This is a genomic window from Streptomyces lasiicapitis (genome assembly GCF_014646335.1).
GTDB classification, from domain to species: domain Bacteria; phylum Actinomycetota; class Actinomycetes; order Streptomycetales; family Streptomycetaceae; genus Streptomyces; species Streptomyces lasiicapitis.
In genome coordinates, this window is the sequence record NZ_BMNG01000010.1 from 174,303 (window position 1) to 198,322 (window position 24,020).

Genomic DNA, 24,020 nt, shown 5'->3' on the forward strand with positions numbered 1-24,020 from the left:
GGCCGTGTCGAAGCCGTACCGAAGCCGTACCGGGGCCTACAGCGGCTGTATCGACACGTTCCGGTACCGGACCGCGTTCGCGTGGTCCTGCAGCCGGATCGCGCCGGCCGTCGGGCCCTCTGCCTCCCCCGCTCCGGTCGGCCCGTCGATCTTCACGTCGTCGTGGACCTTGACGCCGTTCCACACCAGGTTGACGCGGGCGTCCTCCGTCTTCTTGCCGCTGTCGTCGAAGCGGGCCGCACGGAAGGAGATGTCGTACGTCTGCCAAGTCCCGGGCGGTTTGGCCGCGTTGACGTCGGGGGCCTTCTTCTTGTAGATCGCGCCTGCTTCGTCATTGGCCGGGGAGTCGTCGCCGTACGAGTCGAGGATCTGGATCTCGTACCGCTCGTGCACGTACACGCCGCTGTTCGCGCGGTCCTGCCCGGTCACGTCCGGCGGCAGCTTCGGCAGCCAGAATTCGACGTGCAGCTTGAAGTCCTGGAACGCCTGCTTGGTGCGGATGTCGCCGCAGCAGACCTCCATCGCGCCGTCGCCGACCAGCGGCCACTGGGGCGTGCGCCCGTCGGTGTGCTGCCACCGCGAGCGGTCGGCGCCGTCGAAGAGGGTGACCTTGCTGCCTTGTGGGTGGACGGCGAGCAGGTCGAGGTTCACGTGGCCGGTGTCGCCTCCGTCATGGCTGTACGTGATGGTGTTGGCGCCCGCCCGCAGCTTCAGCCGCTCGTTGTGGGTGGTCCACTTGTCCCAGGTGCCGGTGCTCAACAGCTTGGTCTGCCGCACCTTTTGGCCGTTGACGTGGACGCTGAGTGTCTTGGTCCCGGCGGCCGGATACGGGCCGTTGGCGTAGCGGAGGCCGACGTCGTAGGTGCCCGCCTTCTTGGCCTTGACGTCGAAGGTGGTGGTGGCGCCCTTGTTGCCGTAGCCGGCGACGAAGCCGCTGCCGGAGTACGCGGCGTGGTTGTTGTCGGTGGAGGCGCCGCCGCCGAGCCGGGCCTCCTCCGCCTCGTAGAGCGTCTGCGGGGCGGGCTTCGCGCCGGGGATGCGGTTCAGCGTGTACCACGCCTCGGTGCTCCACAGTTCCTTGCCGCCCTCGGCGGTGAAGGGGCGCGGCGAGCGTACGTGGACGACCCGGTCCTCCTTCAGCCCCGGGATCTCCAGGGTGACCTTCTTGCGGTCGGACGAGAGTGTCGCCGTACGCACCGGCAGCGTCTCCTCGTCGATCTTGGGTCCGCCGTACGCGGCGGTCGGCACGTAGCGCCACTGCGCGACCTGGTAGCGGGCGGCGAGCTTGTCGGCCGTCGTCTGGGAGACCGGCTTGGTGTACTCCAGCTCGAAGCCGGTGCGGGTGGCGCGCATGGTCTTGATGTCGAAGGCGTCGTTGCCCTGCGGTGTCAGCTTCTGGAGGCCGTGCTTCAGCTTGCCCGGCTGGCCCCAGTTGCCGCCCGCGCCGAGGCCACCGGCGTACAGAGCGCCGTCGGGACCCGTGCTGATCCGGTTGACGCCTGCCTCAAGCCCTTGCGTGAAGCGGAAGACGGCGCCCTGGTACTCACCGCCGACCTTCTCCAGGGCTGCCCGCTGGACGCCGCCGTAGGTCACGTCGCCGATGAGCAGCTGTCCCGCGAAGGTGCCCTCCTTCACGAGGAGCGGGGTGCTGGGCGAGTTGCCGATCTCGTTCTGCGGCAGCCACAGCACGGGCTGGGTGACGGGCTTGTCGTCGAACGGGCCGTCGGGGTTGGTGTGATGGTTGAAGAAGCGGCCCTGCTTGACGTGCAGGAGCTTCGACGACGGCAGCCAGCCGCCCTGGTTGTCGGTGGCGAACAGCTCGTCGTCGGGCCCCCAGCCGATGCCGTTGGGGGTGCGCAGACCGCCCGCGACGTAGGAGACCTCACCGCTCTCGCGGTTGACCTTGATGGTGGTGCCGCGGTTCTTCGCGGGCTGCGGGTCGGTGGTGGCGCCGCCGAGGTTGATGGCGACGGACAGGTTCAGATAGAAGAAGCCGTCCCGGTAGAGCAGGCCGAAGGCGAACTCGTGGAAGTTCTTGCCGAACGGCCAGGTGGCGACGGTCTCGTAGGTGTCGGTGACGTCGTCCCCGTCGGCGTCCTTCAGCCGGGTCAGCTCGTGCTTCTGGGAGACGTACAGCGAGCCGTCGACGTACTTGAGGCCCATCGGCTCCTTCAGGCCCTCGGCGACCTTCTTGGTGGTCACCTTGTCGGGGCCGGTGCTGCCGGTGACGTTGTCGAGGAGGTAGACCTCGCCGGTGGTGTTGTCGGTGCCGCCCCAAGTGGCCACGGCGAGGCGGCCGTCGGGCAGCCAGTCCATGGCGGAGACCTGCGGCTCGAAGCCCTTCGGCCTGAGGTCGGTGAGGCGGTAGTCGGGGTGCACGCCGTTCAGCGGCAGGCCGTCGCCCGGTGACTCCGTGGAGTTCGCACACTCCTTGCGACCCGGCGCCGTGACACGCACGACGCCCTTGTCGGTGCTCAGGACCGAGTTCGGTACGACGGTGAAGTCGCCCGCGTCCGGCGGCTTCCAGGCCAGCGTGACCTGCTGTTCCCCGCCCGCCTCGAAGTGCTCGATCAGCAGGGCGTGATAGCCGGCCGTCAGCTCGACCGTGCCGTCCTTGGGGCTCGGCCCGTGCAGGCCGTCGTGGTCGATGACCCGCTTGTTGTCGATCAGCAACCGGGAGCCGTCGTCGCTCGTGAGGCGGAAGGTGTACGTACCGTCCTTCGGGACGTTGATATTGGCGATGGTGTGCGAGACGAAGTTGTCGGCGAGGCCGCCGAAGTCCCCGGCCTCCTTCCAGTCCACGACCGGCTTCAGCTCGTCGACGTTCGGCGTCTGCCCCGCCTTGAGCTCGCACAGCTTCTGCAGCGGCTGCTGCATGTCGTAGATCCGCTGGGTCACGCCGGGCTCCTGGGGCGGGAGTTCGACGAAGGGGCTCGGGGTCGGGTTCGGTTTCGGGTCTGGGTCCTTCTGGGCTGCGGCCGGAGCCACCCAGGCGGTCCCGACGAGGAAGGACCCGACGACCAAGAAGCTCAGACGGGTGCGGAGTCCTCGGAATCTTCCGGAGCCGGGGGTGCTTCTGCTTCTGCGGCTGCTCGGGCTTCTTCGGCTGCTTGCGTACGACCGTGCGCTCATTGCTGCTCCTGGCAGGTGATGAGGCGGGTGAGTTGGTGCGGGACGCTAGTCAGCTTTCGTCGAAGCGGGAAGCCCTTACGCGACAAGGAACGCGTCTTTTTCTCGGGTCAGGACAAAGCGACGGAGCGGGGGCTGGACCACTTCCTCGTCCAGCCCCCGCTCAACTCCCTGCCGCCGCCTAGCCGACGGCCACCGCACCGCGCAGTGCCTCGCGCACCACCGCGATCACCTCCGCCCCGCGCGGGGTGAGGTAGAAGTGGCCGCCGCGGTACACCTGGATGTGGAACGCGGCCGTCGTGTGGGCGCGCCACTCCTCGGCTTCGGGGACCGTCGCCTTCGGGTCGTCGTCGCCCACCAGGGCGGTGATCGGGCAGTCGACGGTCGCGCTCTCGGGGGCGTACGTCTCGATGGCCCGGTAGTCGCTGCGGAGGGCGGGCAGCACCATCCGCAGCAGTTCCTCGTCACCGAGCACTTGGGCGTCGGTGCCGCTCAGGGTCTTCATGTCGGCGATGAGTCCGTCGTCGTCGCGCTGGTGGACGTTCTCCACGCGGTGCGTCGACGGCGCCCGCCGGCCCGACGCGAACAGCATCGCGGGCGTGTGGCCGCGGCCCTCGAGCCTGCGTGCGACCTCGAACGCGAGGATCGCGCCCATGCTGTGCCCGAAGAACACGACGGGCCGGTCGAACAGCGGCTCCACCAAGGGCGTGATCCGGTCGGCCAGCACGCCGATGTCGTCCACGTTCGGCTCGTTGCGCCGGTCCTGACGGCCGGGGTACTGCAGGGCCACCACGTCGCAGTCGCTCGCGAGCGCCGCCGATACGGGGAAGTAGAAGGTCGCCGATCCGCCCGCGTGCGGGAAGCACACCAGCCGGACCGGGGCGTCCGGGGCGGGGTGGAACCGGCGGAGCCAGAGGTCACTGCCGTCGGCAACTGTCATGTCTTTCGTCCATTCTGCTGTGTCGTCGTCATGTCGAGAGAGGCGGTGTCGTCGCCGTGTTGAGAGAAGAGGGGGCGTTTAAAGGTTGTTGTCTAGAAGGGGTTGTCTAGAGGGAGTTGTCGTCCCGGCCGGCGTCCAGCCAGGCTCGCACATCGAGCGCCGTCGACTCCTAGTGGCCCTCCATGATCGTGAAGTGGCTGCCGGGGACGTCGGCGTCCTCGTGCGGGAACGGCCACTTGGGCTGCCAGTCGTCCTCGGTCTCCAGCGCCTCCGAGCCGTGTAGGTGTCGAGAAGCACCACCGCCGCCGGTCCGCCGCCCTCCTTTTCGAGCAGCGCGGTGACGGCGTTGACCATCCACCCGCCCGACGAGTAGCCGAGGAGCACGAACGGCTGGTCGCCCGCCCGCCTCCTGACGGCCTCGGCCTGGAAGCGAACGACCGCGTCCCTGGTCGCGGGCAGCGCCTCCCCCGGCGCGAAACCGGGGTGGGGCAGCACGGTCACGTCCCGCTCGCCCGCGAACACCGGGGCGAACCGGCTGAAGTAGTGCGGGCCGGAGGGCGCCATGGTCGGCGCGAAGCACAGCAGCGGGATTCCCGGCCCGCTCGCCAGCGTGATGGGGGCCAGTGCGGGTACCGCGTCCGGTGCCTCGAACACCGGCCGCACCCGCGAGGCCGCCATCACCATCTGCCCCCCTCCTCGTAGAGGCCGAGGTCGCAGGACTGCCGGAACAGGCCGGTGAACGTGTCCTCTACGGCCAGGGAAGAAGACGCGGCGGGGTCGTTCGCGGTGTTCCCGGTGTTCCCGGTGCTCGCGGCCTCCAGAGCGAGTTCGCGCCGCAGATACGCGGCGAGCACCGGGCCCGTCGGCTGGTCGAACACGACGGTGGTGGGCAGGCGGAGCCCGGTCGCGCCGGCGAGCCGGTTGCGCAGTTCCAGTGCGGTCAGGGAGTCCAGGCCGAGTTGGGTCAGGGCGCCGGAGACGTCGAGTTCGTCCGGCGCGTAGCCGAGCACGAGCGCCGCCTGGTCGCGGACGAGCCGCAGCAGTTCGCGTTCCTGCTCCTCCTCCGTCAGCCCGGCAAGGCGCTGCGCGATCGGCTCCTCGACCGCGCCGGCGGCACGGTGGCGCGCGGGCGCACGAGGCCGCGCAGCAGCGCGGGCACCTCGTCGGGCCCGCCGCGCAGCGCGCCGACGGGCAGTCCTCATGAGAGGTTGGGCAGGGATCAGGGGGCGATGCCCACCCCGGGGATCCGGCTCCACGCCTTCTCCTGTGCCGCCGTCATCGCAGGCCAGACGTGACCGCCCGGCCGCGCCTCGACGCGCGAGGCGTAGTCGCCGGGCACGAAGCGAGGGTCGTAGAAGCAGCCGGTTCCGTACGTCGCGTCGAAGGCGGGGCAGGACGCGGCGACGGACGCCGGGGTGGGCTTCCTGCCCTTGCGGACCCATGTGTCAAGCGCAGCGAGGGAGTTGGCGTACTCGGCGGCGCTCAGGCCGCTGTGCTCGGTCTCGCGGGTGAACGTCTGCACCAGGTGCCGGGAGCGGCCCGCCCCACGCAGCGCGGCGCGGTAGGCCGCCTCGTGCTCGACGAAGGCCGTCGGGTCGTCGATCGCGTGGAGGGTGAGCACCGGGATCGCCACCTTGCCGGTGAGGTCGCTGTCCCACGACAGGTCACGCGCCGCGGTGGGGTCGGCCGAGAACCGCTCCACGCCGGCGTTGAGGGCCTTGTCGTCGTGGGAACCGGTGTAGCGCACGCCCCTGTTGCTGAACGGGTTACGTCCGCCGAGGCGCTCGTGGACGATGTCGCGGAACGTGAAGGTCGCGAACTTCAGGTGGGATTCCAGGGCGCGCTCGGGGATCCGGGTGACGGCGAGGATGTCGTCGAGGTTGCGCTGCTGGCGTGCCGTGCGGTCCGCGGGCGCGGAGGCGAGGCCGGTGCACTCCTGGAGCCGGGCCTCGATGTCCTTTCCCGTCATCGTCGAGCCCTTCGGCAGCCCGCTCCACAGCGGGTAGCCGGGCTCGGACGGGCGAGGGTGGTTCTGGCAGTAGTACTGATGGACGACGCGCAGGTCCACGCGGTAGTCGTAGCCGCGCGAGCCGCCGCCGAGCACGCCGTTGGTGAGCAGCGCGCCGTCGTACGGCCGCCTGCCGCCCGCGCCGTACGTCTCGATGGCCTTGGCCGCCACGTCGCCGCCCCAGGACTGGCCGTGCAGGTAGGTCCTCTTCGGCTCGCGGAACTCACGCGTGAACAGCTTGCGCAGGCTCTCGGTGTCCGCGGCGGCCATGCGCGTTCCGTAACCGCCCCTGCGGTACGACGACCCGGCCCAGGCGTACCCCTCGTCCACCATCACCGACCAGCGGCCGAGGTCCTCGACGCTGCGCCGCGGATCGGATTCCGCGCCGAGGTCGGGGCCGCCGTGCGCGTGCATGACCAGGGAGCCGTTCCACTTCTTGGGGACGGCGATCGCGTAGTACGCGCCGGAGGTGTCCCGGCCGGTGTAGCAGTCCGCCTTCATCCCCACGCTCGTCGGGCAGGCTGTGGGCTGTGGTCGTTCCGTGTTCGTGAGCGCGTTCGCGGGTGCGGGTACGGCTGCGGGTGCGGCCGACGCGGGCGCCAGCAGCCCCGCCGCGATGACGGCGGCGAGGCCACCCGCCAGAGCGGCTCCACGGCCACCTGCGCGTCCGTGCCCCCGAAACATGCGTACGCGTCGCCGTCGCCGTGTGCTCGGCAAGTCGCCCATGAGCAGTCCTTCCCCAGGTCCTCCAGGCGCGTCCCTCGCGCGGAGGGCTAGATGCTAGGTACCGGGGAAGTGACATTCGACATCTCGGCGATTGCGTTCATATTGATCGGAACACCGGCACCGCGGCCGCCCTGAGAGCACCGCCGCAGCCTTCACAGCACTGCCACCTCCCTCAGGGCGTCATCGCACCCACCCCTGCCAAGCGCTCCGCCAGATACCGCTGGAACTGCCACAGCGGGCGCTCCAGATGGGAGAAGCGCCCGCCCGAAGGCGCGGGGTCGGTGGCGAGACCGCGCTGCACACCGCGGATCGCGACCAGGTCCTCCGTCTGGATCACCCTGAACTGTTCCTTCGACGCCGCCACGTACGCGTCGAACCCGGGCCGCTGCTTGGCCGCCGCCGGGACCAGGGACGTGACGAGCGCGTCGTGCGTTGCCGGGCCTCTCGGGACCCAGCGTACGAAGGCCACGCCGTCGGGCATCAGCGCCATCGCCAGGTTCGGGAAGACGCCGGCCACGGTCATGCCGGAGAGCTGCCGCATGCCGAGTCCGGGAAGGAGCGTGCTCACCAGCTCCACGCCGTCCGGGCCCTTCGGGATCTCCATGTCCGGGGCGAAGGGTGTGTACATGCTGAACCCGCGTCCCTCGCACTCGTCGACCACGGTGTCCTTGCCGGGCAGGATCTGCTCCAGGGTGTTCGCGTGCGAGCCCATGTGGTGGTAGTTCTCCGAGCCGTTCTCGAACGCCACCTTCCAGTTCGCCGGGACTCCGTCCCAGCGCTCGGTGTACGCGACGACCAGGTCCGCCAGACCGTAGGGCGCCAGCGTGGCGTCCAGGTCGGCCAGCTGCGGGCCGAGCGGCGGCGCGTCGGGGTCGGCGCACACCATGAGCAGGCCGTGCCACACCTCCAGGCGGTGCAGGGGCAGCCGGCAGGCGGCGCGGTCGAACTCGACCTTGTTCATCAGCGGGGCACCGGCCAACTGGCCCGCGAACTCGCCGTTGAGGCGGTACGTCCACGTGTGGTACGGACACGTCAGCCGCTTGAGGGAGCCCTGGTCGGGGGTCGTCTCGGGCGGCAGGACGTCCATGAAGCGGTGCCGGCACACCCGCGACAGGGCGTGCAGGTCGCCGTGCTCGTCGCGCGTGATGACGAGGGGCTCGCCGAGGTCGTCGACGCGCAGATAGTCGCCGGGCTCGGCGACCTGGGCGACATGGCCGACGCACACCCAGTCGCTGCCGAAGATGCGGTCCCGTTCGAGGCGATAGAAGTCCTCGCTGGTGTAGGCCCGGGCGGGGAGGGTCTCGCCGCGTTCCAGCGGCAGCTCGGCGATCCGGGCCAGCTCGCCGAGCAAGGAGGGGAGTCCGTCGTGCAGCATCGTGCCACCGCCTTGAGTCCGGGATCTCGTCGATCTCTTCTCATGCTCTTCTCATGCTCGGCGGCGGGCGACGGCGGCGGATCAACTACTTGGACGACATTCAGGTACATCCTTCGATTTAGGCGTCAATCCGGATGGACGATGCAACGGAATCCGGACGCTGTGACGCTGGTTGAGGACGGGCCAGATTCCGCCCCACGCTGCCCCACGACCGCCGCGAACACCCCGCCCGTACAGAACAATTGAGCACACATCGCACCACAACGACTCCTTGACGCCGTTGATTGGTATAGGCCAATATCCACTTCATTCGCACCGCTTTCGCCGCGGTCGACCGATCCGCCGATCCCGCACCCCGCTCTACCGGAGGTCCCCTCATGGCAAGCGACAGCCACCCGCGCCTCACCCGGCTGGCCAACTCCGTGCTCCAACCGGGGTTCGTGGGCACCACCGCGCCGGACTGGGTGCGCCGCAGGATCGCCGACGGGCTGGCGTCCGTCGTGCTCTTCGGGCGCAACATCGAGAGCCCCGAGCAGGTCGCCGCGCTCACCGCGGCCCTGCGCGCCGAGAACCCGGACCTGATCGTCGCCATCGACGAGGAGGCCGGCGACGTGACCCGCATCGGCGCCCGCACCGGCGCCTCCTGGCCGGGCAACCTGGCACTCGGGGCCATCGACGACACCGACCTCACCGAGCGCGTCGCCCGTGACATCGGCCTCCAACTGCGCGCGATCGGCGTCTCGTTGGACTTCGCGCCGAGCGCCGACGTGAACTCCAACGCGATGAACCCGGTCATCGGCGTCCGCTCCTTCGGCGAGCACACCGACGTGGTCGCACGGCACACCGCCGCCTGGATCCGCGGGCTGCAGTCCGCCGGCGTCGCGGCCTGCGCCAAGCACTTCCCGGGCCACGGCGACACGGACGTCGATTCCCACCACGGCCTGCCCCGGTTCACCGCCGACGCCGCCGAGATCGCCCGCACCGCCCTGCCGCCGTTCGCCTCCGCGATGGACGCGGGCGTCCGCGCCGTCATGACGGCCCACATGCTGGTGCCCGCCCACGACGAGGAGCTGCCCGCGACGCTCAGCCACCCGATCATCAACGGCCTGCTGCGCGAAGAGCTCGGCTTCACCGGGCTGGTCGTCACCGACGGCATCGAGATGGGCGCCGTCAGCGGCCCGTACGGCATCACCGGCGCCACCGTGCGGGCGGTCGCCGCCGGAGTGGACGCGGTGTGCGTCGGCGGCGAGAGCGCCGAGGAGTCCACGACCGTCGACCTCGCCGACGCCCTCGTGCGCGCGGTGCTGGACGGCACCCTGACCGAGGAGCGGCTCACCGAGGCCGCCGCCCGCGTGGGCGAGTTCGCCACCTGGTCGGCCGCCCTCGGCCGGCAGGCCGACCCCGACGCGGACCCGTCCGACATCGGCCTGGTCGCCGCCCGCCGCGCCGTCCGCGTCCATCGCAGCGGCAACGGCGCCGACCTCCCGCTCACGGCCGACCCGCACGTCGTCGAGCTGTCCCCCACGATGAGCCTCGCCGTCGACGGCGCGACGCCGTGGGGTGTCGGTGAGCCGCTGCGCGCGCTGCGTCCGGGCACCACCTCCGTGCGCATCAGCGAGTCCGAGCTGACCGGCCAGGACGACCTCCTGGACCGCGTCGCCCTGGCGCCCGCGACCGGCCGGGACCTGGTGGTCGTCGTGCGCGACGCGGCCCGGCACCCGTGGATGTCCGAGGCCCTCGCGGGCCTGGTGCGGCGCCGCCCGGACGCCCTGGTGGTGGAGATGGGCGTTCCCGCGGGCGAACAGGTCGGGGCGGTCCACGTGACGACGTACGGCGCCACGCGGGTCTCCGGGATCGCCGTCGCCGAGGTGCTCGTCGGCGCCTCCTGACCGGCTCGGGCGGCCCTCTCGGCGGGGCCGCCCGCACCCCCCGGAATCGCCTGACAACGGACCGTACACATGGACCCAAACGCCTCAACGCACCCGCATCAGACGGGGGTTGACTTCAGTCTTGGTCTAGTCCATCTTGGTTGAAACCGAAGCTGGTCTAGTCCACTGAGGGCAAGGCAAGGAGGTAGCACCACCTGCGGGCCACGAACCCGCACGCACTCCGACCTCGGACAGACCGGGGCACGTCGCAAGCGACGCCCCCGCGAGCGGACAGGACCGTCCGTCGCGGCGAGTGGCGCCCCGGTCCCCCTCCTGCCGGCCCGGCGGGCAGTGCTGCCCCCGGACCGCGACGACGGCAGCGCCTTCGCCGTTCTCGTCGCCGCCTCCCCGCGAGGCCTCCCCCCACGCACGGAACAGGCGAGGCCGCGGTCCCTCCCGCCCCTTTCACCGCGCCCACCCGTACCCCTGCACGCGTCACACCAGCCTTTGAGGACCCCGCATGTCCACACCGCACGAGTATCTGCACCGAGCCGCGTCGGACCGCCCGTACTTCAGCTCGGACGGCGAGACCTACCTGGCCCAGTTCCCGCTGAACGAGACAGCCAAGACGCGGCCGCTGCGCGTCCTGACCGAGGAGCAGTTCGAGTCCTGGCAGACGTACGGCTATGTGGTCGTGGAGGAGGCGATCCCCGCCGCGGCCGCCAAGAAGCTCCTCGACTTCACCTGGGACTTCCAGGGCCTCGACCCCTCGCGCCCCGACACCTGGTACGAGGAGCGGGAGTTCCGCACGGACCTGGAGCGGGACCTCTACGTCTACGGCTTCGTGGAGGCGTACCACCACCAGCTGATCTGGGACAGCCGCCAGACGCAGCGGGTCTACGACGCGTTCGTCGACGTGTGGGACTGCGAAGAGCTGTGGGTGACGCTGGACCGGCTCAACCTCAACCCGCCGAACGTCAAGAACCGCGACCGCGCGCTGATCGCGCCGACGGACGAGGGCTTCGACATCGAGCTGCACTGGGACGTCGACTCCACCCGGGCCGTGCTGCCGCAGCGCGTGCAGGGCATCATCGCGCTCCACGACACGCAGCACGAGCTGGGCGGCTTCCAGTGCTCGCCGGAGCTGTTCCGCCGCTTCGACCGGTGGAAGCTCGACCAGCCCGCCGACCGCGACCCGATCCGGCCCAACACCGACCGGACCGAGTTCCCGGTGGTCCGCCCCGAGCTGAAGGCGGGCGACCTGCTGATCTGGAACGGCATGCTGGCGCACGGCGTCGCCCCCAACACCTCTGACAACGGTGTCCGTTCGGTGCAGTACCTCTCCATGATGCCCGCGCTGGAGTCCCACCACGTGCTGCGCAAGTCCCGCGTGGAGTCCTGGCGTCATCTGTCGACCCCGGACTGGAACGCCACGCTCGTCGGCGACGCCACGAAGCACGAGTCGCTGCGCTACGACACCGCCACGCTCACCGACCTGGGCGAGAAGCTGCTCGGCCTCAGCTCCTGGCACGCCGACAACGCCTAGTGGTGAACCGGAGAACCGCCATGCGCAAGATCTGCCTGACCCTGCCCACCAACAGGGCGTGCGCCGCGATGGTGTCCGCCCTGCTCCAGGAGGCGGAGTACGCGGCCCGGACCTTCGACGTCGAAGTGCACGTGCTGATCCTCGACTCCTCAGGACCCGACACCTTCGCCGAGCACGCCCGCGCCGCGCGGGCGGCGCACGCGACGCCGCGGATCGTGGTGCACCACCTCGACGAGGACGCCCAGCGGTCCTTCCTGCGGGAGGTCGTCCACCACTCCGGCGCCCTCAAGCCGGACCTGCTGCTCGACCTGATGCTGCCCGACGCCGTGTCGTACGGCGCCTGCACCAACCGGGCCTTCCTCGTCGCCGCAGCGCTCGGCTGCGAGTCCGTGCACCGCCGGGACTCGGACAGCGACTACCAGGTCCTCGACGGCGAGCCCGTCTTCCCCGTCCACCACGAGCTGATGTCCCTCGGGAAGCGCGCGGCCGACGCCGTCGACGGCGTCACCGACACCGACCTCGACGCGGCGCACGGCGACAAGCCGGTGTCCCTCGTCGGCTCCTCGTTCATCGGCGAACTCTCCGTCGACATCGGCGAGATGCTGCACCTCGACCGTGACGTCTACTACGACGTCGTCAGCCTCTGGGCTCCCGCCGAGTGGTCCGAGGACGAGAAGCGCGGGCTGGTCGACGAGTCCTTCCGCGGCGCCGGCCTCGACCCGTTCGCCCGGGACGAGGCACTCCTCACCCTCGTCGACCCCATGCGCGTCGACATGTGCAACGTCAGCTTCCACCGGGTGCACGAGCAGGTGCCGCTGCCGCCGGCCACCGACACCATCGGCAGCGACTACTTCCTGCTGCATCTCGTGTACGACGCCACGCTCCCCGGTGTCGTACACAACCGCAACATCGTGAACTTCTACACGGGCGAGCGGCGCACCGAGTCCGGATTCGTCGCCTACCAGAACCGGTTTGTGAAGTTCTTCCTGTCGATGCTGTACCTGAACTTCGTCTATCGCGAGATGACGGAGGCCGGGGACTCGCTGCTCGACGAGAAGCACGAGGTGCGCGTGGAGCACGTCGCCGGACTCGTCCGGCAGAGCACCGAGCTGGACACGGCGGAGAACGCGGAGCGACTGCGCGTCCTCGACCGTTCCTACCGCAAAATCGGTGGGAAGTACGAGGAGTTCGCCGACGCCCTGCTCCCGCGGTGCGAGCGGCTGCTCGACGAGGCGCGCCAGGACATGGAGGACTTCGCGCTGCTCATCGAGGACTGGGCCGCGCTGATCCGGGCGAGCCGTTCCACGAGCCTCAGCCGACTGCACGCGTAGCGGAACAGGGCATCCACCATGTACGACACGACCAACCTGCGGGCGGCCCTGGCGGCCGCGACGGAGGACCAGATCGTCTACGACCTCCCCGGCATCGCCGAGCGCCACGACTCGCTGGTGCGCGAACTGCCGGGCGTGGCCGTCCGGTTCGCGATGAAGGCCTGTCCGGTGGACGAGGTGCTTTCCTGCCTGGCCGGGCGGGGCGCCGGTTTCGACGCGGCGAGCCCGCACGAGATCGCGCAGGCCCTCGCGACCGGCACCCCCACCGACCGGATCCACTACGGGAACACCATCAAGTCCGACCGGCACATCGCCGAGGCCCACCGCATGGGCATCAGGGACTTCGCGACCGACAGCGTCGAGGACGTACGCGCGATCGCGGAACTCGCCCCCGGCGCACGGGTGTTCTGCCGGATCGCCACCGACGGCGAGGGCGCCCTGTGGGGCCTCAGCCACAAGTTCGGCTGCTCCCCCGCCGACGCCCTGCGCGTGCTCTCGACGGCGCGGACCGCGGGCCTGACGCCGTCGGGCCTGTCCGTGCACGTGGGCTCGCAGCAGATGACGGCCGAGGCGTGGCGGGCCGCGTTCGACCGCATGGCCGACGTGCTCGCGGCCCTCGGGCGGCGCGGGATCGTCCTGGACCACATCAACCTGGGCGGCGGCCTGCCCGCCCTCGGCTACCGCGACCGGCACGGCAGACCCCTCGACCCGCCCCTGGACAAGATCTTCGCCGTGATCCGGGAGGGCATGCAGCGCCTGCGCGCGGTGGCCGGGGCCCCGCTGGACTTCGTCATCGAGCCCGGCCGCTACCTGGTCGCCGACCACGGCGCCGTGCGCGCCCACGTGTCCCGCCTGTCCGCGCGCCAGCAGGTCAGCGGGGAACGTCAGCACTGGCTGTATCTGAGCTGCGGCAAGTTCAACGGCCTGTACGAGATGGACGCGCTCCAGTACACGCTGGTGTTCCCCGAGTACCGGGGCAGCGACTTCGTACCCGCCGTCGTCGCGGGCCCCACCTGCGACAGCGACGACGCGTACAGCCACGAGGGCAGCCTGGTCCACGTGCCGAGGACGGCCGCGTCGGGCGACCCGGTCTGGATCCTCTCCTCCGGTGCCTACGCGGCGAGTTACACCACCCAGGGCTTCAACGGCTTCGGCCCGCTGCCGTACACGTGGATACGCGACGAGCGCGACGCCGTGCCCGCCACCGCTTCGGGAGGGCCGCGCTAGATGAGCCACGACGTACACGTTCCGCACGTCGACGTACGCATCCGACCCATCACCGACGACGACTGGGGCGGTATCGCGGAGCTGGAGGCAGAGGTGTACGGGCCGCTCGGCCTCTCGGAGGGCCGCGCGGTGCTGGAGTCGCGGGCGCGGGCCTCGCCGAGCACCTGCTTCGTCCTCGACTGCGCCGGGGGTCCGGCGGGCTATCTGCTCACGCTGCCCTATCCGGCGTTCCAGTCACCGGACTTGGCACAGCCGGAGGAGGAACCGGACCTGGCGGCGGCACGGCCGCAGGAGGCCGCCTCCCCCACAACGGCCCCACCCCCCTCGGGGAACCTGCACCTGCACGACCTCGTCGTCGCCGACGGCTTCCGGGGCCGCGGCCTCGCCCGCCGTCTCCTGCGCCACCTGACGACGGCCGCGCGGGCGCAGACGTACGAGCGGATCTCCCTGGTCGCCGTCGCCGGGAGCGAGACGTTCTGGGCGGCGCAGGGCTATCGGGCACACCGGGAGATCCCCCTCCCGGGCAGTTACGGCACGGACGCGGTGTACATGTCCGCAGCGGTGCCGGAAGGACGAAGAGGCTGAAGAAACTGATGCACAAGTTGCTCGTTCGCGACGAGTTCCGCCGCGCCCAACTGGCCATCGCGGCGCTGTTCTGCGTCCTGGGTTTCCAGTACGCGACGTGGGCGGCGCGGCTCCCCGCTCTCAAGTCCCGGCTCGACCTGTCGGAGGCGGAGCTGGGGCTGCTCCTGATGGCCTGCGGTGTCGGCGCGGCGGCGTCCTTCCCGCTGGTCGCCGCGCTCAGCAGGCGCTGGGGTTCGCGGCGGCTCGCGCTCCTGTCGGCGCTGTTCCTCGGCGTGCTCCTGCTCGCCCTGGCCGCCGCGCCGAACTACCCGGTCACGCTGGCCGTGATGTGCGCCGACGGCCTGGGCGTCGGATGCCTGAACGTCGCCATGAACGCGCAGGGCGCCGCGCTGGAGTCCCGGCACGGGCGCACCGCCATGTCGCAGCTGCACGCGACGTTCAGCGCCGGATCGCTGGGCGCGGCGCTTCTCGCCTCAGGGATGAGCGCCCTGAGTCCGTCCATGGCACTGCACTTCGGTGTCGCCACGGTCCTGATCCTCCTCCTGACGCTGTACGCCCAGCCGACTCTCCTGCCGGACGAACAGCCCGACGCGCAGACCGACTCGCAGACCGACGAGCAATCCACCGAGGAGTCCTCCGCCGACGGACCACAGGCGGACAAGCGGCGGCGCACCTGGTCCATCCCCTCCCGGGTGACCCTGTGGATGGGCGGCGCCATGGTGTTCGGCACCGTGGCGGAGGGCGCCATGAACGACTGGTCGGCGCTGTACATGAAGGAGGTCGCCGAGGCCTCCGCACGCCTCGCGCCCCTCGGCATCGCCGTCGTCTCGGTGATGATGGTCCTCGCCCGCCTCTTCGCCGACGGCTGGCGCACCAAGTGGGGCGACGGCCGCGTCGTACGCGTCGGCAGCGTCCTGTCCGCCGCGGGCCTGGCGTTCGCGCTCCTGGCCGGCGGCGTCGTACCGGCCCTGATCGGCTTCGCCGCGATGGGCCTCGGCATCGCTGCCGTGACCCCTTGCGTGTACGTGGCCGCGGCGCGCCAGGGCCCGGACGCCCTGGCCCTGGTGGCCGCCATGGGCACGACGGGCCTCCTCGCGGGCCCCCCGGTCATCGGCTTCATCGCGGCCGGCACCAGCCTGGTCTGGGGCATGGCGGCGGTGGCGGTCTCGGCGTGCCTGGTGTCGGTGTGCGCGGCGCGGATCCGTTGGACGGGGGCCGCGGAGGTGGAGGCGGAAGTCAAGGTGTGAGGGGCTGCGGCCCGGGGCGGTGACGGTCCGGCTCTGGGCGGTCAGCCGGGGAGCCGCACGTCCGTGCCCACGGCCAGCGCAGCCTCCACCGACCTGACGGCCTCCCTGAGCCGCCCGCGCAGGAACCAGTACCAGGACAGCGCGTTGACGAGCCGCAGCGCGTGGTGGGCTGCGCCGTCGCGCACCGCGTCGTCCAGCGCCCGGCGGAGGTTGGCGGCATCCGCGTCCAGGAGCCGCAGATGGCGGCGCTGGTCGGGGCCGCGCAGCTCCGGTGCGGCGCGTTCGGCGAGGGCGAGGTAGTGGTCACGGTGCCGACGGCGCACCCGCTCCGTCTCCCCGGCCTCGTGCAGCCGTCGCTGTGCACGGCGAGCCGGCGGAGGACGACCCGCTCGGGCGGGGTCAGGTGGACAGCTCCGGCGGTCTGCCCCTCCTGGTGACCGGCTTCGCGCTCTCGTCTACATGGGCATCAGCCCGATGATGGCCCTCGGTACGGACCTGGTCGTCGGCTCGGCGCCTCCGGAGAAAGCCGGTTCGGCGGCGGCGATGTCGGAGACGGGCATGGAGTTCGGCATCGCCCTGGGCATCGCCGGTCTCGGCAGCGTGGTCACAGCCGTCTACCGCGACGAGACCGCCGACAGCCTCCCCCAGGGCCTCCCGGACGACACCGCGCACGCGGCCCGCGACACCCTCGCCAACGCGGACGCCGCCACCCGCGACCTCCCCGACTCCCTCGGCCCGGAACTCCTGGAGCCCGCGCGGGAGGCGTTCACCCAGGGCCCGAACGTCGACGCGGGGGTGGCGGGCGCGATCGTGGCCGTGCTGGCGGTGGGGGCGATGGTGCTGTTGCGGGAGGTGCGGACGGGGTTCGACGGGGACGACGGCGGTGTGGCAGCGACCGAGGGCCCACCCTCCAAGCCCGACGAAGCGGCCGTCAGGGCCGAGCGGGAGTAGATCCGCCGCCCGCCGCCCCGGCGCGCACGCCCCTCACCGCTCCCCGAGCCCGAGGTGAAAGCGCGTGTAGTCCGCGAACTCCGCCACCGGCTCGAAGCCCAGGCGGGCGAGCAGGGCCACGCTCCGGTCGTTGCCCCGCGTGACCCCGGCGTAGATGTCCGTCGCCCCGAGCGCGCGGGCGGCGTAGCCGTAGAGGGCGGCGCACGCGGCCGTGGCGTGGCCGGCGCCCACGTGGGCCTCGTCCAGCCAGTAGCCGGTGCCGTAGCGCGGCGGGTCGACGGCGATCAGGTCGACCCGGCCGATCAGCCGGCCGCCGAGACGGATGCCGTAGCGCAGCCCGCCGGGGTCTTCGTCCAGGTGCTCGCGCACCCACTCGGGGGTGGCACGGCTCTCCGCCTGGTAGTCGCCGAGGCGACTCAGATGCTCGCGGTTGCGGTCGAGCAACGCGTAGTAGGCGTCGGCGTCTTGGGCCGTCAGCTCCCGCAGGACCAGGTCCGGAAGCCGGGTGGGGAGGTCGGGGGCCTCGTACGAAGGCGTCGGCGTCTTGTGCGGGGGCATCGCAGATTCCGTCACGGTCGGAACGTACGAGGGCCCATCACGGCACTCAACACATTTACGGAGCCGGGCGGCTGTCCCCGCGCACCGCACCCGCCTTCGGGCAACTCGAAGGAGTGAATCGGCGGCTCGCGGGGGCAATCCCTGGGTAGATCCCGCATCAGGGATGTCGCGACCCCGGGAGGTCGGGATGGTACGTCTGCGCGCATACGGGCCTCTGCACATGCGACTGCACAAGCGGCGCCGAGCCGGAGTCACGACTGCGGCGGCCGCGCTGTTCCTCGGCCTCGCTCTGTCGAGTGGGAACCCGAGTCAGGCAGCGACTTTGGGACAATGGGGGCAATTCCGGAACGAATCCGGCCCGGAGTGTCTGACCGCTTTCGACAACGACGTGGTCAACATGGCTCCGTGCGAGACCGGACGAGCGACCCAGATGTGGAGTCCGGAGATCATCTCGCCCTCCGAATACCTGATCCGCAACGCCGCGGGCGGCTGTCTGTGGGCCCGGCCCATCGCCGGATTCGTCGGCGCCTACCGGGGCGACTGCAATACGAACGACGCGGCGAAGCGGTTCGTCTTCGACTCCTTCGGCGGGATCGGCGCCGCCTCGGGCACCGGCCGCATGGTGGAGACCCAGGCTTGGGGAAACCGGGTCCTGGCCTTCTCCACCACGGCAACCGCTCCGAGTTCCGTCTGGTGGTTCCATACAACGACGCCCTGACCGCAGAGCTCCGCCTAACTCCCGTCGCGCGTGCCCTGCGGTCCGCCCCTCGTGGCGAGGAACTTCAGGGCCCGGTCGAACGCCGAGTCGCGGTTCTTCTCGAACTCCTCCTCCGTGAAGACCGGTTCGGTCAGGTGGGGCGGGATTCCCGGGCCGTCGAAGGTGGTTCCCGAGCGCGTCAGGAACTCCTCGTTCGGCAGCCACATCCCCATGCCGCCGAAGGGCAGCCTGCGCGGCAGGATGTCGGAGAAGACGCCCTGCGTGGGCTGCCCGATGCGTACGGTCCTGCCGGGCCGGTCGATCAGTGCCTGCGTGAACGTCTCGCCCGCGCTGACCGTCGAGCCGCCGGTGAGGACGGCGATCGGTCCGGTGTAGCGGGGCGCGTCGGCGGGGGTGACGCGGAGGGGCTGGGGGCGGGTGTGCCGTGTGGGGTCGGCGGGGTCGTTGCGGGCGCGCTTGGAGTGCGCGACGTAGCCGGTGTCGGTGAGACGGCTCGCGATGCGCAGGCCGAGCTCGTCCGAACCGCCGCCGTTGATGCGCAGGTCGACGATCAGACCCTTCAGGCTCCGGGTGCGCTCCTTGGTGAAGACGGTGCCGAGCGTCCGGTCGAGCTCGGCGAGATGCGCGCTGTACGGGGCGCCGTCGTCCGCGTAGCCGCTGAAGCCGGAGATCCGTAGATAGCCCTTTCCGCCGGGCAGATCGGCGTACGTGATCCTCCCCTTGGCGAAGTCCTGTACGTGCTCGGCGCCCTTCAGGTCGCGCGCCAGCACGAACTTCTTCACCCGGGCGTCCAGTTCCTCGGACGGCATCACGGTCCCGGACCGCACCCGGCCGAAGAACCGGTCGCCGTAACCCACCCCCACGTGCGCGTCCTCGAGCGGGTCGGCCATCTCGGAGAACAACGTGAACAGTTCCTCGCGCGTGGTGTCGGCGTGCACCTTGGGCCGGTACCGGTCGCGCACGGCGTGCCAGTCGATGCCCTTGGCGGCGAAGAACGGGTAGTTCTCCTCGAACGACTGCCAGAAGACGTCGAAGGCGGCCACGGGGCCCTGCGGTGCCGGGCGGGTGCAGGCGGCGGGGAGCTTCCCGACGCGGCGCAGTTCCTGATGCCCCACGGAGGCGTCCATGCGCAGCGTCGCCCGGTCGCGGCCGTGCGCCGCGCGCACGGTCAGCTCGGCGCCGTCCTTCGTGGCGTACCGCCCCGGGCCCGTCCGCTTCCCCGAGTCGCCCTTCAGGCAGCTCACGGATGTGGTCTCGTACTTCTGGATCGTTCCCGGACCAATTGACCACACGGCTCCATAACCGTTCACACGCCATAAACCGCGTATTTTCGACTCCGCGGTTGCCGATGCTGCCGGTGTGGTGGTCGTCGCGGCGGGCGTCACTGTCCTCTTCGCGGGTGTCACCGCCGTCGCCGCCCCCGCGGTGAGAACCGTCCCCGCAGTGAGGGTCAGGGCCGTGACCACGGCCGTCGCCATGCGCATGTGCATTCCTCCCCTGTCGGCGCTGCCGCCTCCCTGTCGGCGGAGTCCGCCCCCATGATCCCGAAGGCAGCGCCCCACCGCCCATCCGGCTGCCCCGAACCTCGCGGTGGGGACAACCCCAGCGGAACCACCTCGAACGCTATCCACCACACGCGCCGACCGGCAGGACCGATCCAGCCCCGCCCGCAACATCAACCACTCCTGGAAAACGTGACCCAGCTCTCAAACCCTTCTCGCGGCTTTCTGTTATCCCGCTCCAGCGCGCAGGATCTCCCAGTCAGCGGGGTCACACAGGAACCAGGACAGGAGAAGCGTTGTGGAGCACGATCAGCGGAAGCGCGAGCAGGTCGACGGCGCCGAGCTGACCGCTCTGGTCGCCGCCGCGCGGGCCGGGGACGCGCGGGCCCAGCACGAGCTGGCCGCCTCCTACCTGCCGCTGGTGTACAACATCGTCGGCCGGGCTCTCGGCGGTCACGCCGACGTCGACGACATCGTGCAGGAAGCCATGGTGCGGATGCTCCGCGGCCTTCCCGCTCTGCGCGACCCCGCCTCCTTCCGGTCCTGGCTTGTCGCCATCGCCATGAACGAGACCCGCCGCCAGCAGCGCCCCGCGCCCGTCGACAGCGGTCTCCAGGACGCGTACGAGGTTCCCGACCCCGGCAGCGACTTCACCGACGTCACCATCCTGCGGCTCGGCCTGTCCGGCGAGCGCAAGGAGGTCGCGCGGGCGACACGCTGGATGGACGACGACTACCGCGAGCTGCTCGCCCTGTGGTGGCTGGAAGCCGCCGGCGAGCTGACCCGGACCGAGATCGCCCAGGCCCTCGACCTCTCCGCCGAGCACACGGCCGTACGCGTCCAGCGCATGAAGGCGCAGCTGGAGGCGGCACGGACGGTGGTGCGCGCCCTGGCCGCGACGCCGCGCTGCCCCGAGCTGGTGGCCCTCACCGGGTCCTGGGACGGCAGGCCGTCGGCGCTGTGGCGCAAGCGCCTCGCGCGCCACACCCGCGCGTGCGCCGCGTGCACGGGGCACGGTGCGCGGCTCACTCCCGCCGAGGGGCTGCTTGCGGGCCTCGCGCTCGTACCGCCGCTGATGGCGGGCACTCTCCACGTGACCGATCCCGGTGCGAGCGCCCACACGGCACACGTACAACACACGGCGCACGCCGAGCACCTTGAGCACACCGACCACGCACAGCACGCAGACCACACACAGCACGTCGACCACGCACAGCACGCTCAGCACACCGACCAGACGCAGCTCACCCAGCACGGTCCGCATCCCGACCACGCCAACCACACCGAGGCGATCCCCCACACCATGCACCCACAAGATCCCGTAGACCCGATGTCCACCCCGCACCCCGCCGACCAGGCGGCGCCGGGCTCCGCGTACCCCCACCACCCCAACCACCACGCGTACGACGCGGGCACCGGCTACGGAGAGCCGTACCGCGCGCACGACGCCGACGCGACCCTGGCCGACGGCGTCACGGCGATATCGCCCGCGTCCGGCGCCGGGGCGTCCGGCTCGCGCGCGGAGCTGCGCCAGGGCCGGCGCACCACGCGTCGTCGCCGGCAGGCGGTCGCGGCCGGCGCGGGCATCGTGGCGATCGCGACGCTGACCGCGGTCATGCAGTTCAGCACGGACGACTCCGACGGCTCCGACAAGAGCACGACCGCGGCGATGAAGACGGACGAGCCCACTCCGTCCAGCTCGGCGCCGTCCAGCACGCCGGAGGCGAAGAAGGCACGCTCCACGTCGCCGTCGAAGTCCGCCAAGCCGAAGAAGAAGGAAAAGAAGAAGACGGCGAAGCCGGTCGACAAGCCGACGCGCACGGCGACGCCGAAGCCCCACAAGCCGAAGCCGCCCACGCCGCCGAAGACGAGTCGCCCGACCGCGGATCCCAAGCCTCCGGCGCCGTCCGGCTCGATGGCGCAGCAGGTCCTCAGCCTGGTCAACACCGAGCGCCAGAAGGCGGGTTGCCGTCCGCTGACCAACAACAGCAAGCTCGCCACGGCCGCGCAGCGGCACTCGGCCGACATGAAGGCCCGTAACTACTTCTCGCACACCTCGCCCGACGGGACCGACCCGGGCAAGCGGATCACCGCGGCCGGCTATCAGTGGAGCACCTACGGGGAGAACATCGCCCGCGGGCAGCAGTCCGCGTCCTCGGTCATGAGCTCCTGGATGAACAGTGAGGGCCACCGGGCGAACATCCTCAACTGCTCGTTCAAGGAGATGGGCATGGGCATCGAGCAGGGCAGCGGCGGACCGTGGTGGACGCAAGCGTTCGGCGCGCGGTGACACCCGCGCCCTTGCGGCGAGGCCTCACGGGACAGGGGTGACGCGGGATGTCGCATTCTCACCCTTGGGGAAAGTTTGAAGGACGTGAAGAATTCGTGACCGTCATGGCACGTAACTCATGTCACTCCCGTGAGGAGAAGCCTTGCGCCCGATCAAGTTGGGTCTGTCCCTCGGCGCCGCCGCCCTGATGGTGGCCGCCGGAGCCGCAACCCCCGCCGCGGCCGCACCGGCCGCACCGGCCAACAACGGAAAGGCGATGACCTGGACGCTGCTGGCCGACGGTCCCAGCGGCACGGTCAGGGTGGGCGGGGGCCCGCTGAGCAACGCGTACACCGGGGACACGGCCACCACGACGGCCCTGCCGGTGCTGTGCCTGAAGCTCGACAACAGCCCCGTGCCCGCGGGCATCACCCCTGATTTCTACGCCGGTTGGGCGCGGGGCACCGTCGCGGCGAGCAACCCCATCCGGGGCAACCGCCTGACCAGCCGCGCCGTCGCCGACAGCGTCTGCGCGAACAACTTCGGCGCGGGCTGGCGGATGGCCGAGTTCCACGACGGGCGCTACGGCCCCGACCTGGGGAGCTCGGGCGGCTGGAGCTTCTGGGCGAACGGCGAGGTCCCGGCGGGCACCCGCTTCTGGACAGCGATCAACGACCAGCCGGCCAACCCCTGGAACTGAACGCCCCCCCACGGTGCCGCTCCGGCCCACCGCCCCCAGCGGCGGGCCGGAGCATGCCGAGCACGCACGTCGTGGCGCGCGCAGCGCCTGCACCGCCTCCTGCGCCAACATCACGAAGCCGTCGCACTCGACGAAGCGGTGGCGCTGGTCGGTGAGTTGAGGCTCCTCCGCCGCAGTCCGGTTCTCGTCCTCAACGCCACTCGTCGGGTAGGCGGCGGAAGCCCAATGCTCCCAGAGCGCCAGCGTGGCCGCGGGCACCAGCACCGCGCGCTCCGCCTCTTCACGCCCCTGGAACCCGGTGAGCCGTTGCCCGCCGCGCTCCGACGGGAGTTGATGGAGGAACTCGCCCTCGATGTGGACCTCGCCGAGGGCGGTGAACTGCTGTGGATGCCCGACCAGATGGTCACCCGGCCCGGGCCCACCCCGCCGCCGCGCGAGCTCCACCTGGTCCACCGCCTCCACATCAGTCCGCGCGTCCGCGCCCGGCTCGCCACCGAGTAGTACGACGAACTGGCCGACGGCACCCATGAGATGGGGTCCGTCGTGTGGACGCATCACCGCGAGACGGGTGCGCTGGCAATGTTCCCGCCGGTCGGTCAGGCGCTCGCCGCGCTGCCTCACCCCCGCGCGACCGTCGCCGACGCGGCGTTGAGGGCCATCACCGACGACAACTACGGCTGGATGTAAGGGCAGTGCGGGCGGAGGGGCGGAAGCCAGCCAATCGGTGAGTTCACCCGATGGGGTGAGATGCGGGGCATCCTGTAGACGTGTGCCCCGTGTTGTCGGGGAGCCTGGGGACGAGCAGTGATCAGGCGAGACTCGGGGAGGGGGCAGGCATGTGGCAAGCGGTTGCCGGGGGCTGTGCGGTACGGGTCGTGCGTGACGCGCGCGTGGTTGCTGATGCCCAGGCGCCCCAGCCCATGACGCCCCCGTTCGCGCCCCGTTCGCCTCACGCGAGTCGGCCGAAACCGGCGGAGACCATAGCACCGCCCGTGCTGTAGAAAGCGTGTTGCAGCACAGGGAACCAAGGGAACCACCCGTCACGGGCCGATCCCCGCTCATGGGGATCAGCGGTCGCCTGTCTCGCGGGGCTCGTCTCACGTCGCCCCCTCCTACGTCGCCTCGCCTCGTCCCACTTCGTCGCCTCGCCTCCTCCCCCTTCCCCTCACCCCACCTCCGCGCCGGTGCCCCCACCGCTCAGCGTCGCTGAGTGGCTCGCTGCCGGTGCCACCTCCGGGCCCAACGTCCGCCTCGTACACCGATGTTGTCGCCGCGCAGCAGCCAACCCGCCATCTCGACACACGGTTCAAGTGGGCCCCGGCCCGCCCGACGTCCCACGT

At 71.0% G+C, this 24,020-nt stretch carries 21 protein-coding genes; 12 read left to right on the plus strand and 9 right to left on the minus strand.

Features of this window, described 5'->3' with window-relative positions:
• Nucleotides 1-36: 36 nt before the first annotated feature.
• From IEY91_RS22490 to IEY91_RS22515, 6 genes are all read right to left on the minus strand, one after another.
• On the minus strand, nt 37-3,132 hold the full coding sequence (locus IEY91_RS22490; RefSeq protein ID WP_268240899.1) for a 3-keto-alpha-glucoside-1,2-lyase-like domain-containing protein: 3,096 nt from the start codon (nt 3,130-3,132) through the stop codon (nt 37-39).
• Between the two features lie 178 nt (nt 3,133-3,310).
• Complete coding sequence (locus IEY91_RS22495; RefSeq protein ID WP_189175432.1) at nt 3,311-4,069, minus strand: thioesterase II family protein; 759 nt, start codon at nt 4,067-4,069, stop codon at nt 3,311-3,313.
• Nucleotides 4,070-4,147: 78 nt separating this feature from the next.
• On the minus strand, nt 4,148-4,753 hold the full coding sequence (locus IEY91_RS22500) for an alpha/beta fold hydrolase (protein WP_189175433.1): 606 nt from the start codon (nt 4,751-4,753) through the stop codon (nt 4,148-4,150).
• Nucleotides 4,747-5,271 carry an acyl carrier protein gene (locus IEY91_RS22505; RefSeq protein WP_189175434.1) on the minus strand — a complete coding sequence of 175 codons (525 nt, stop codon included), beginning with the start codon at nt 5,269-5,271 and terminating at the stop codon, nt 4,747-4,749. Before IEY91_RS22505 ends, IEY91_RS22500 begins: the two co-directional genes overlap by 7 nt.
• Nucleotides 5,272-5,288: 17 nt before the next feature.
• Nucleotides 5,289-6,761, minus strand: a complete 1,473-nt coding sequence (locus tag IEY91_RS22510; RefSeq protein WP_189175586.1) for a hypothetical protein — start codon at nt 6,759-6,761, stop codon at nt 5,289-5,291.
• A gap of 214 nt (nt 6,762-6,975) precedes the next feature.
• Nucleotides 6,976-8,178 (minus strand): aromatic ring-hydroxylating oxygenase subunit alpha, encoded by a 1,203-nt coding sequence (locus tag IEY91_RS22515; RefSeq protein ID WP_189175435.1) that lies wholly within the window; start codon nt 8,176-8,178, stop codon nt 6,976-6,978.
• A 377-nt stretch (nt 8,179-8,555) separates the two neighbouring features.
• On the opposite strand from IEY91_RS22515, the gene IEY91_RS22520 reads away from it, so the two are divergent.
• The 6 genes from IEY91_RS22520 to IEY91_RS22545 all read left to right on the plus strand — a co-directional run bounded on the left by IEY91_RS22520 (nt 8,556) and on the right by IEY91_RS22545 (nt 15,982).
• The gene (locus IEY91_RS22520; RefSeq protein ID WP_164317061.1) at nt 8,556-10,067 is read left to right on the plus strand and encodes a glycoside hydrolase family 3 protein; all 1,512 of its coding nucleotides are present in this window, start codon (nt 8,556-8,558) and stop codon (nt 10,065-10,067) included.
• Between the two features lie 499 nt (nt 10,068-10,566).
• Complete coding sequence (locus IEY91_RS22525) at nt 10,567-11,592, plus strand: phytanoyl-CoA dioxygenase family protein (protein WP_164317063.1); 1,026 nt, start codon at nt 10,567-10,569, stop codon at nt 11,590-11,592.
• Nucleotides 11,593-11,612: 20 nt separating this feature from the next.
• Entirely contained in the window at nt 11,613-12,923 is a 1,311-nt protein-coding gene (locus IEY91_RS22530) for a DUF6271 family protein (RefSeq protein ID WP_189175436.1), read from the plus strand.
• 18 nt (nt 12,924-12,941) lie between these two features.
• A complete protein-coding gene (locus tag IEY91_RS22535; RefSeq protein WP_189175437.1) occupies nt 12,942-14,150 on the plus strand; it encodes a type III PLP-dependent enzyme in 1,209 nt (402 codons plus the stop codon).
• The gene (locus IEY91_RS22540) at nt 14,151-14,735 is read left to right on the plus strand and encodes a GNAT family N-acetyltransferase (RefSeq protein ID WP_189175438.1); all 585 of its coding nucleotides are present in this window, start codon (nt 14,151-14,153) and stop codon (nt 14,733-14,735) included. It abuts the gene before it with no gap.
• An 8-nt stretch (nt 14,736-14,743) separates the two neighbouring features.
• Entirely contained in the window at nt 14,744-15,982 is a 1,239-nt protein-coding gene (locus tag IEY91_RS22545; RefSeq protein ID WP_189175439.1) for an MFS transporter, read from the plus strand.
• A 41-nt stretch (nt 15,983-16,023) separates the two neighbouring features.
• Here IEY91_RS22545 and IEY91_RS22550 read toward each other — a convergent pair whose 3' ends face one another.
• Nucleotides 16,024-16,305, minus strand: a complete 282-nt coding sequence (locus IEY91_RS22550; RefSeq protein ID WP_306309910.1) for a hypothetical protein — start codon at nt 16,303-16,305, stop codon at nt 16,024-16,026.
• 136 nt (nt 16,306-16,441) lie between these two features.
• On the opposite strand from IEY91_RS22550, the gene IEY91_RS22555 reads away from it, so the two are divergent.
• Nucleotides 16,442-16,933: an MFS transporter gene (locus tag IEY91_RS22555; RefSeq protein WP_189175440.1), complete on the plus strand. Its 492-nt coding sequence runs from the start codon at nt 16,442-16,444 to the stop codon at nt 16,931-16,933.
• 33 nt (nt 16,934-16,966) lie between these two features.
• Here the strand turns inward: IEY91_RS22555 and IEY91_RS22560 are convergent, their stop codons facing one another.
• Complete coding sequence (locus IEY91_RS22560) at nt 16,967-17,506, minus strand: GNAT family N-acetyltransferase (RefSeq protein WP_229697160.1); 540 nt, start codon at nt 17,504-17,506, stop codon at nt 16,967-16,969.
• Between the two features lie 205 nt (nt 17,507-17,711).
• Here IEY91_RS22560 and IEY91_RS22565 point away from each other — a divergent pair, with 205 nt between their 5' ends.
• A complete protein-coding gene (locus IEY91_RS22565; RefSeq protein WP_229697181.1) occupies nt 17,712-18,209 on the plus strand; it encodes a ricin-type beta-trefoil lectin domain protein in 498 nt (165 codons plus the stop codon).
• Between the two features lie 14 nt (nt 18,210-18,223).
• Here IEY91_RS22565 and IEY91_RS22570 read toward each other — a convergent pair whose 3' ends face one another.
• On the minus strand, nt 18,224-19,693 hold the full coding sequence (locus IEY91_RS22570; protein WP_229697161.1) for a S41 family peptidase: 1,470 nt from the start codon (nt 19,691-19,693) through the stop codon (nt 18,224-18,226).
• Nucleotides 19,694-20,009: 316 nt separating this feature from the next.
• Between IEY91_RS22570 and IEY91_RS22575 the strand changes: the two genes are divergently transcribed.
• The 4 genes from IEY91_RS22575 (at nt 20,010) to IEY91_RS41920 (ending at nt 23,367) form a co-directional block, all read left to right on the plus strand.
• A complete protein-coding gene (locus tag IEY91_RS22575; RefSeq protein ID WP_229697162.1) occupies nt 20,010-22,001 on the plus strand; it encodes a sigma-70 family RNA polymerase sigma factor in 1,992 nt (663 codons plus the stop codon).
• Nucleotides 22,002-22,143: 142 nt separating this feature from the next.
• Nucleotides 22,144-22,680 (plus strand): hypothetical protein, encoded by a 537-nt coding sequence (locus IEY91_RS22580; RefSeq protein ID WP_204327946.1) that lies wholly within the window; start codon nt 22,144-22,146, stop codon nt 22,678-22,680.
• A 225-nt stretch (nt 22,681-22,905) separates the two neighbouring features.
• Nucleotides 22,906-23,181, plus strand: a complete 276-nt coding sequence (locus IEY91_RS41915; RefSeq protein WP_229697163.1) for an NUDIX hydrolase — start codon at nt 22,906-22,908, stop codon at nt 23,179-23,181.
• A gap of 42 nt (nt 23,182-23,223) precedes the next feature.
• Complete coding sequence (locus tag IEY91_RS41920) at nt 23,224-23,367, plus strand: hypothetical protein (RefSeq protein WP_229697164.1); 144 nt, start codon at nt 23,224-23,226, stop codon at nt 23,365-23,367.
• The last annotated feature ends 653 nt before the right edge of the window (nt 23,368-24,020 follow it).

What these genes read in the sequence shown, in the direction of transcription:
- IEY91_RS22490 (WP_268240899.1), bottom strand. Translation starts at nt 3,132, where the DNA reads ATGAGCGCACGGTCGTACGCAAGCAGCCGAAGAAGCCCGAGCAGCCGC.
- IEY91_RS22495 (WP_189175432.1), bottom strand. Translation starts at nt 4,069, where the DNA reads ATGACAGTTGCCGACGGCAGTGACCTCTGGCTCCGCCGGTTCCACCCC.
- IEY91_RS22500 (WP_189175433.1), bottom strand. Translation starts at nt 4,753, where the DNA reads ATGGTGATGGCGGCCTCGCGGGTGCGGCCGGTGTTCGAGGCACCGGAC.
- IEY91_RS22505 (WP_189175434.1), bottom strand. Translation starts at nt 5,271, where the DNA reads ATGAGGACTGCCCGTCGGCGCGCTGCGCGGCGGGCCCGACGAGGTGCC.
- IEY91_RS22510 (WP_189175586.1), bottom strand. Translation starts at nt 6,761, where the DNA reads ATGTTTCGGGGGCACGGACGCGCAGGTGGCCGTGGAGCCGCTCTGGCG.
- IEY91_RS22515 (WP_189175435.1), bottom strand. Translation starts at nt 8,178, where the DNA reads ATGCTGCACGACGGACTCCCCTCCTTGCTCGGCGAGCTGGCCCGGATC.
- IEY91_RS22520 (WP_164317061.1), top strand. Translation starts at nt 8,556, where the DNA reads ATGGCAAGCGACAGCCACCCGCGCCTCACCCGGCTGGCCAACTCCGTG.
- IEY91_RS22525 (WP_164317063.1), top strand. Translation starts at nt 10,567, where the DNA reads ATGTCCACACCGCACGAGTATCTGCACCGAGCCGCGTCGGACCGCCCG.
- IEY91_RS22530 (WP_189175436.1), top strand. Translation starts at nt 11,613, where the DNA reads ATGCGCAAGATCTGCCTGACCCTGCCCACCAACAGGGCGTGCGCCGCG.
- IEY91_RS22535 (WP_189175437.1), top strand. Translation starts at nt 12,942, where the DNA reads ATGTACGACACGACCAACCTGCGGGCGGCCCTGGCGGCCGCGACGGAG.
- IEY91_RS22540 (WP_189175438.1), top strand. Translation starts at nt 14,151, where the DNA reads ATGAGCCACGACGTACACGTTCCGCACGTCGACGTACGCATCCGACCC.
- IEY91_RS22545 (WP_189175439.1), top strand. Translation starts at nt 14,744, where the DNA reads ATGCACAAGTTGCTCGTTCGCGACGAGTTCCGCCGCGCCCAACTGGCC.
- IEY91_RS22555 (WP_189175440.1), top strand. Translation starts at nt 16,442, where the DNA reads ATGGGCATCAGCCCGATGATGGCCCTCGGTACGGACCTGGTCGTCGGC.
- IEY91_RS22565 (WP_229697181.1), top strand. Translation starts at nt 17,712, where the DNA reads ATGCGACTGCACAAGCGGCGCCGAGCCGGAGTCACGACTGCGGCGGCC.
- IEY91_RS22570 (WP_229697161.1), bottom strand. Translation starts at nt 19,693, where the DNA reads ATGCGCATGGCGACGGCCGTGGTCACGGCCCTGACCCTCACTGCGGGG.
- IEY91_RS41915 (WP_229697163.1), top strand. Translation starts at nt 22,906, where the DNA reads ATGCTCCCAGAGCGCCAGCGTGGCCGCGGGCACCAGCACCGCGCGCTC.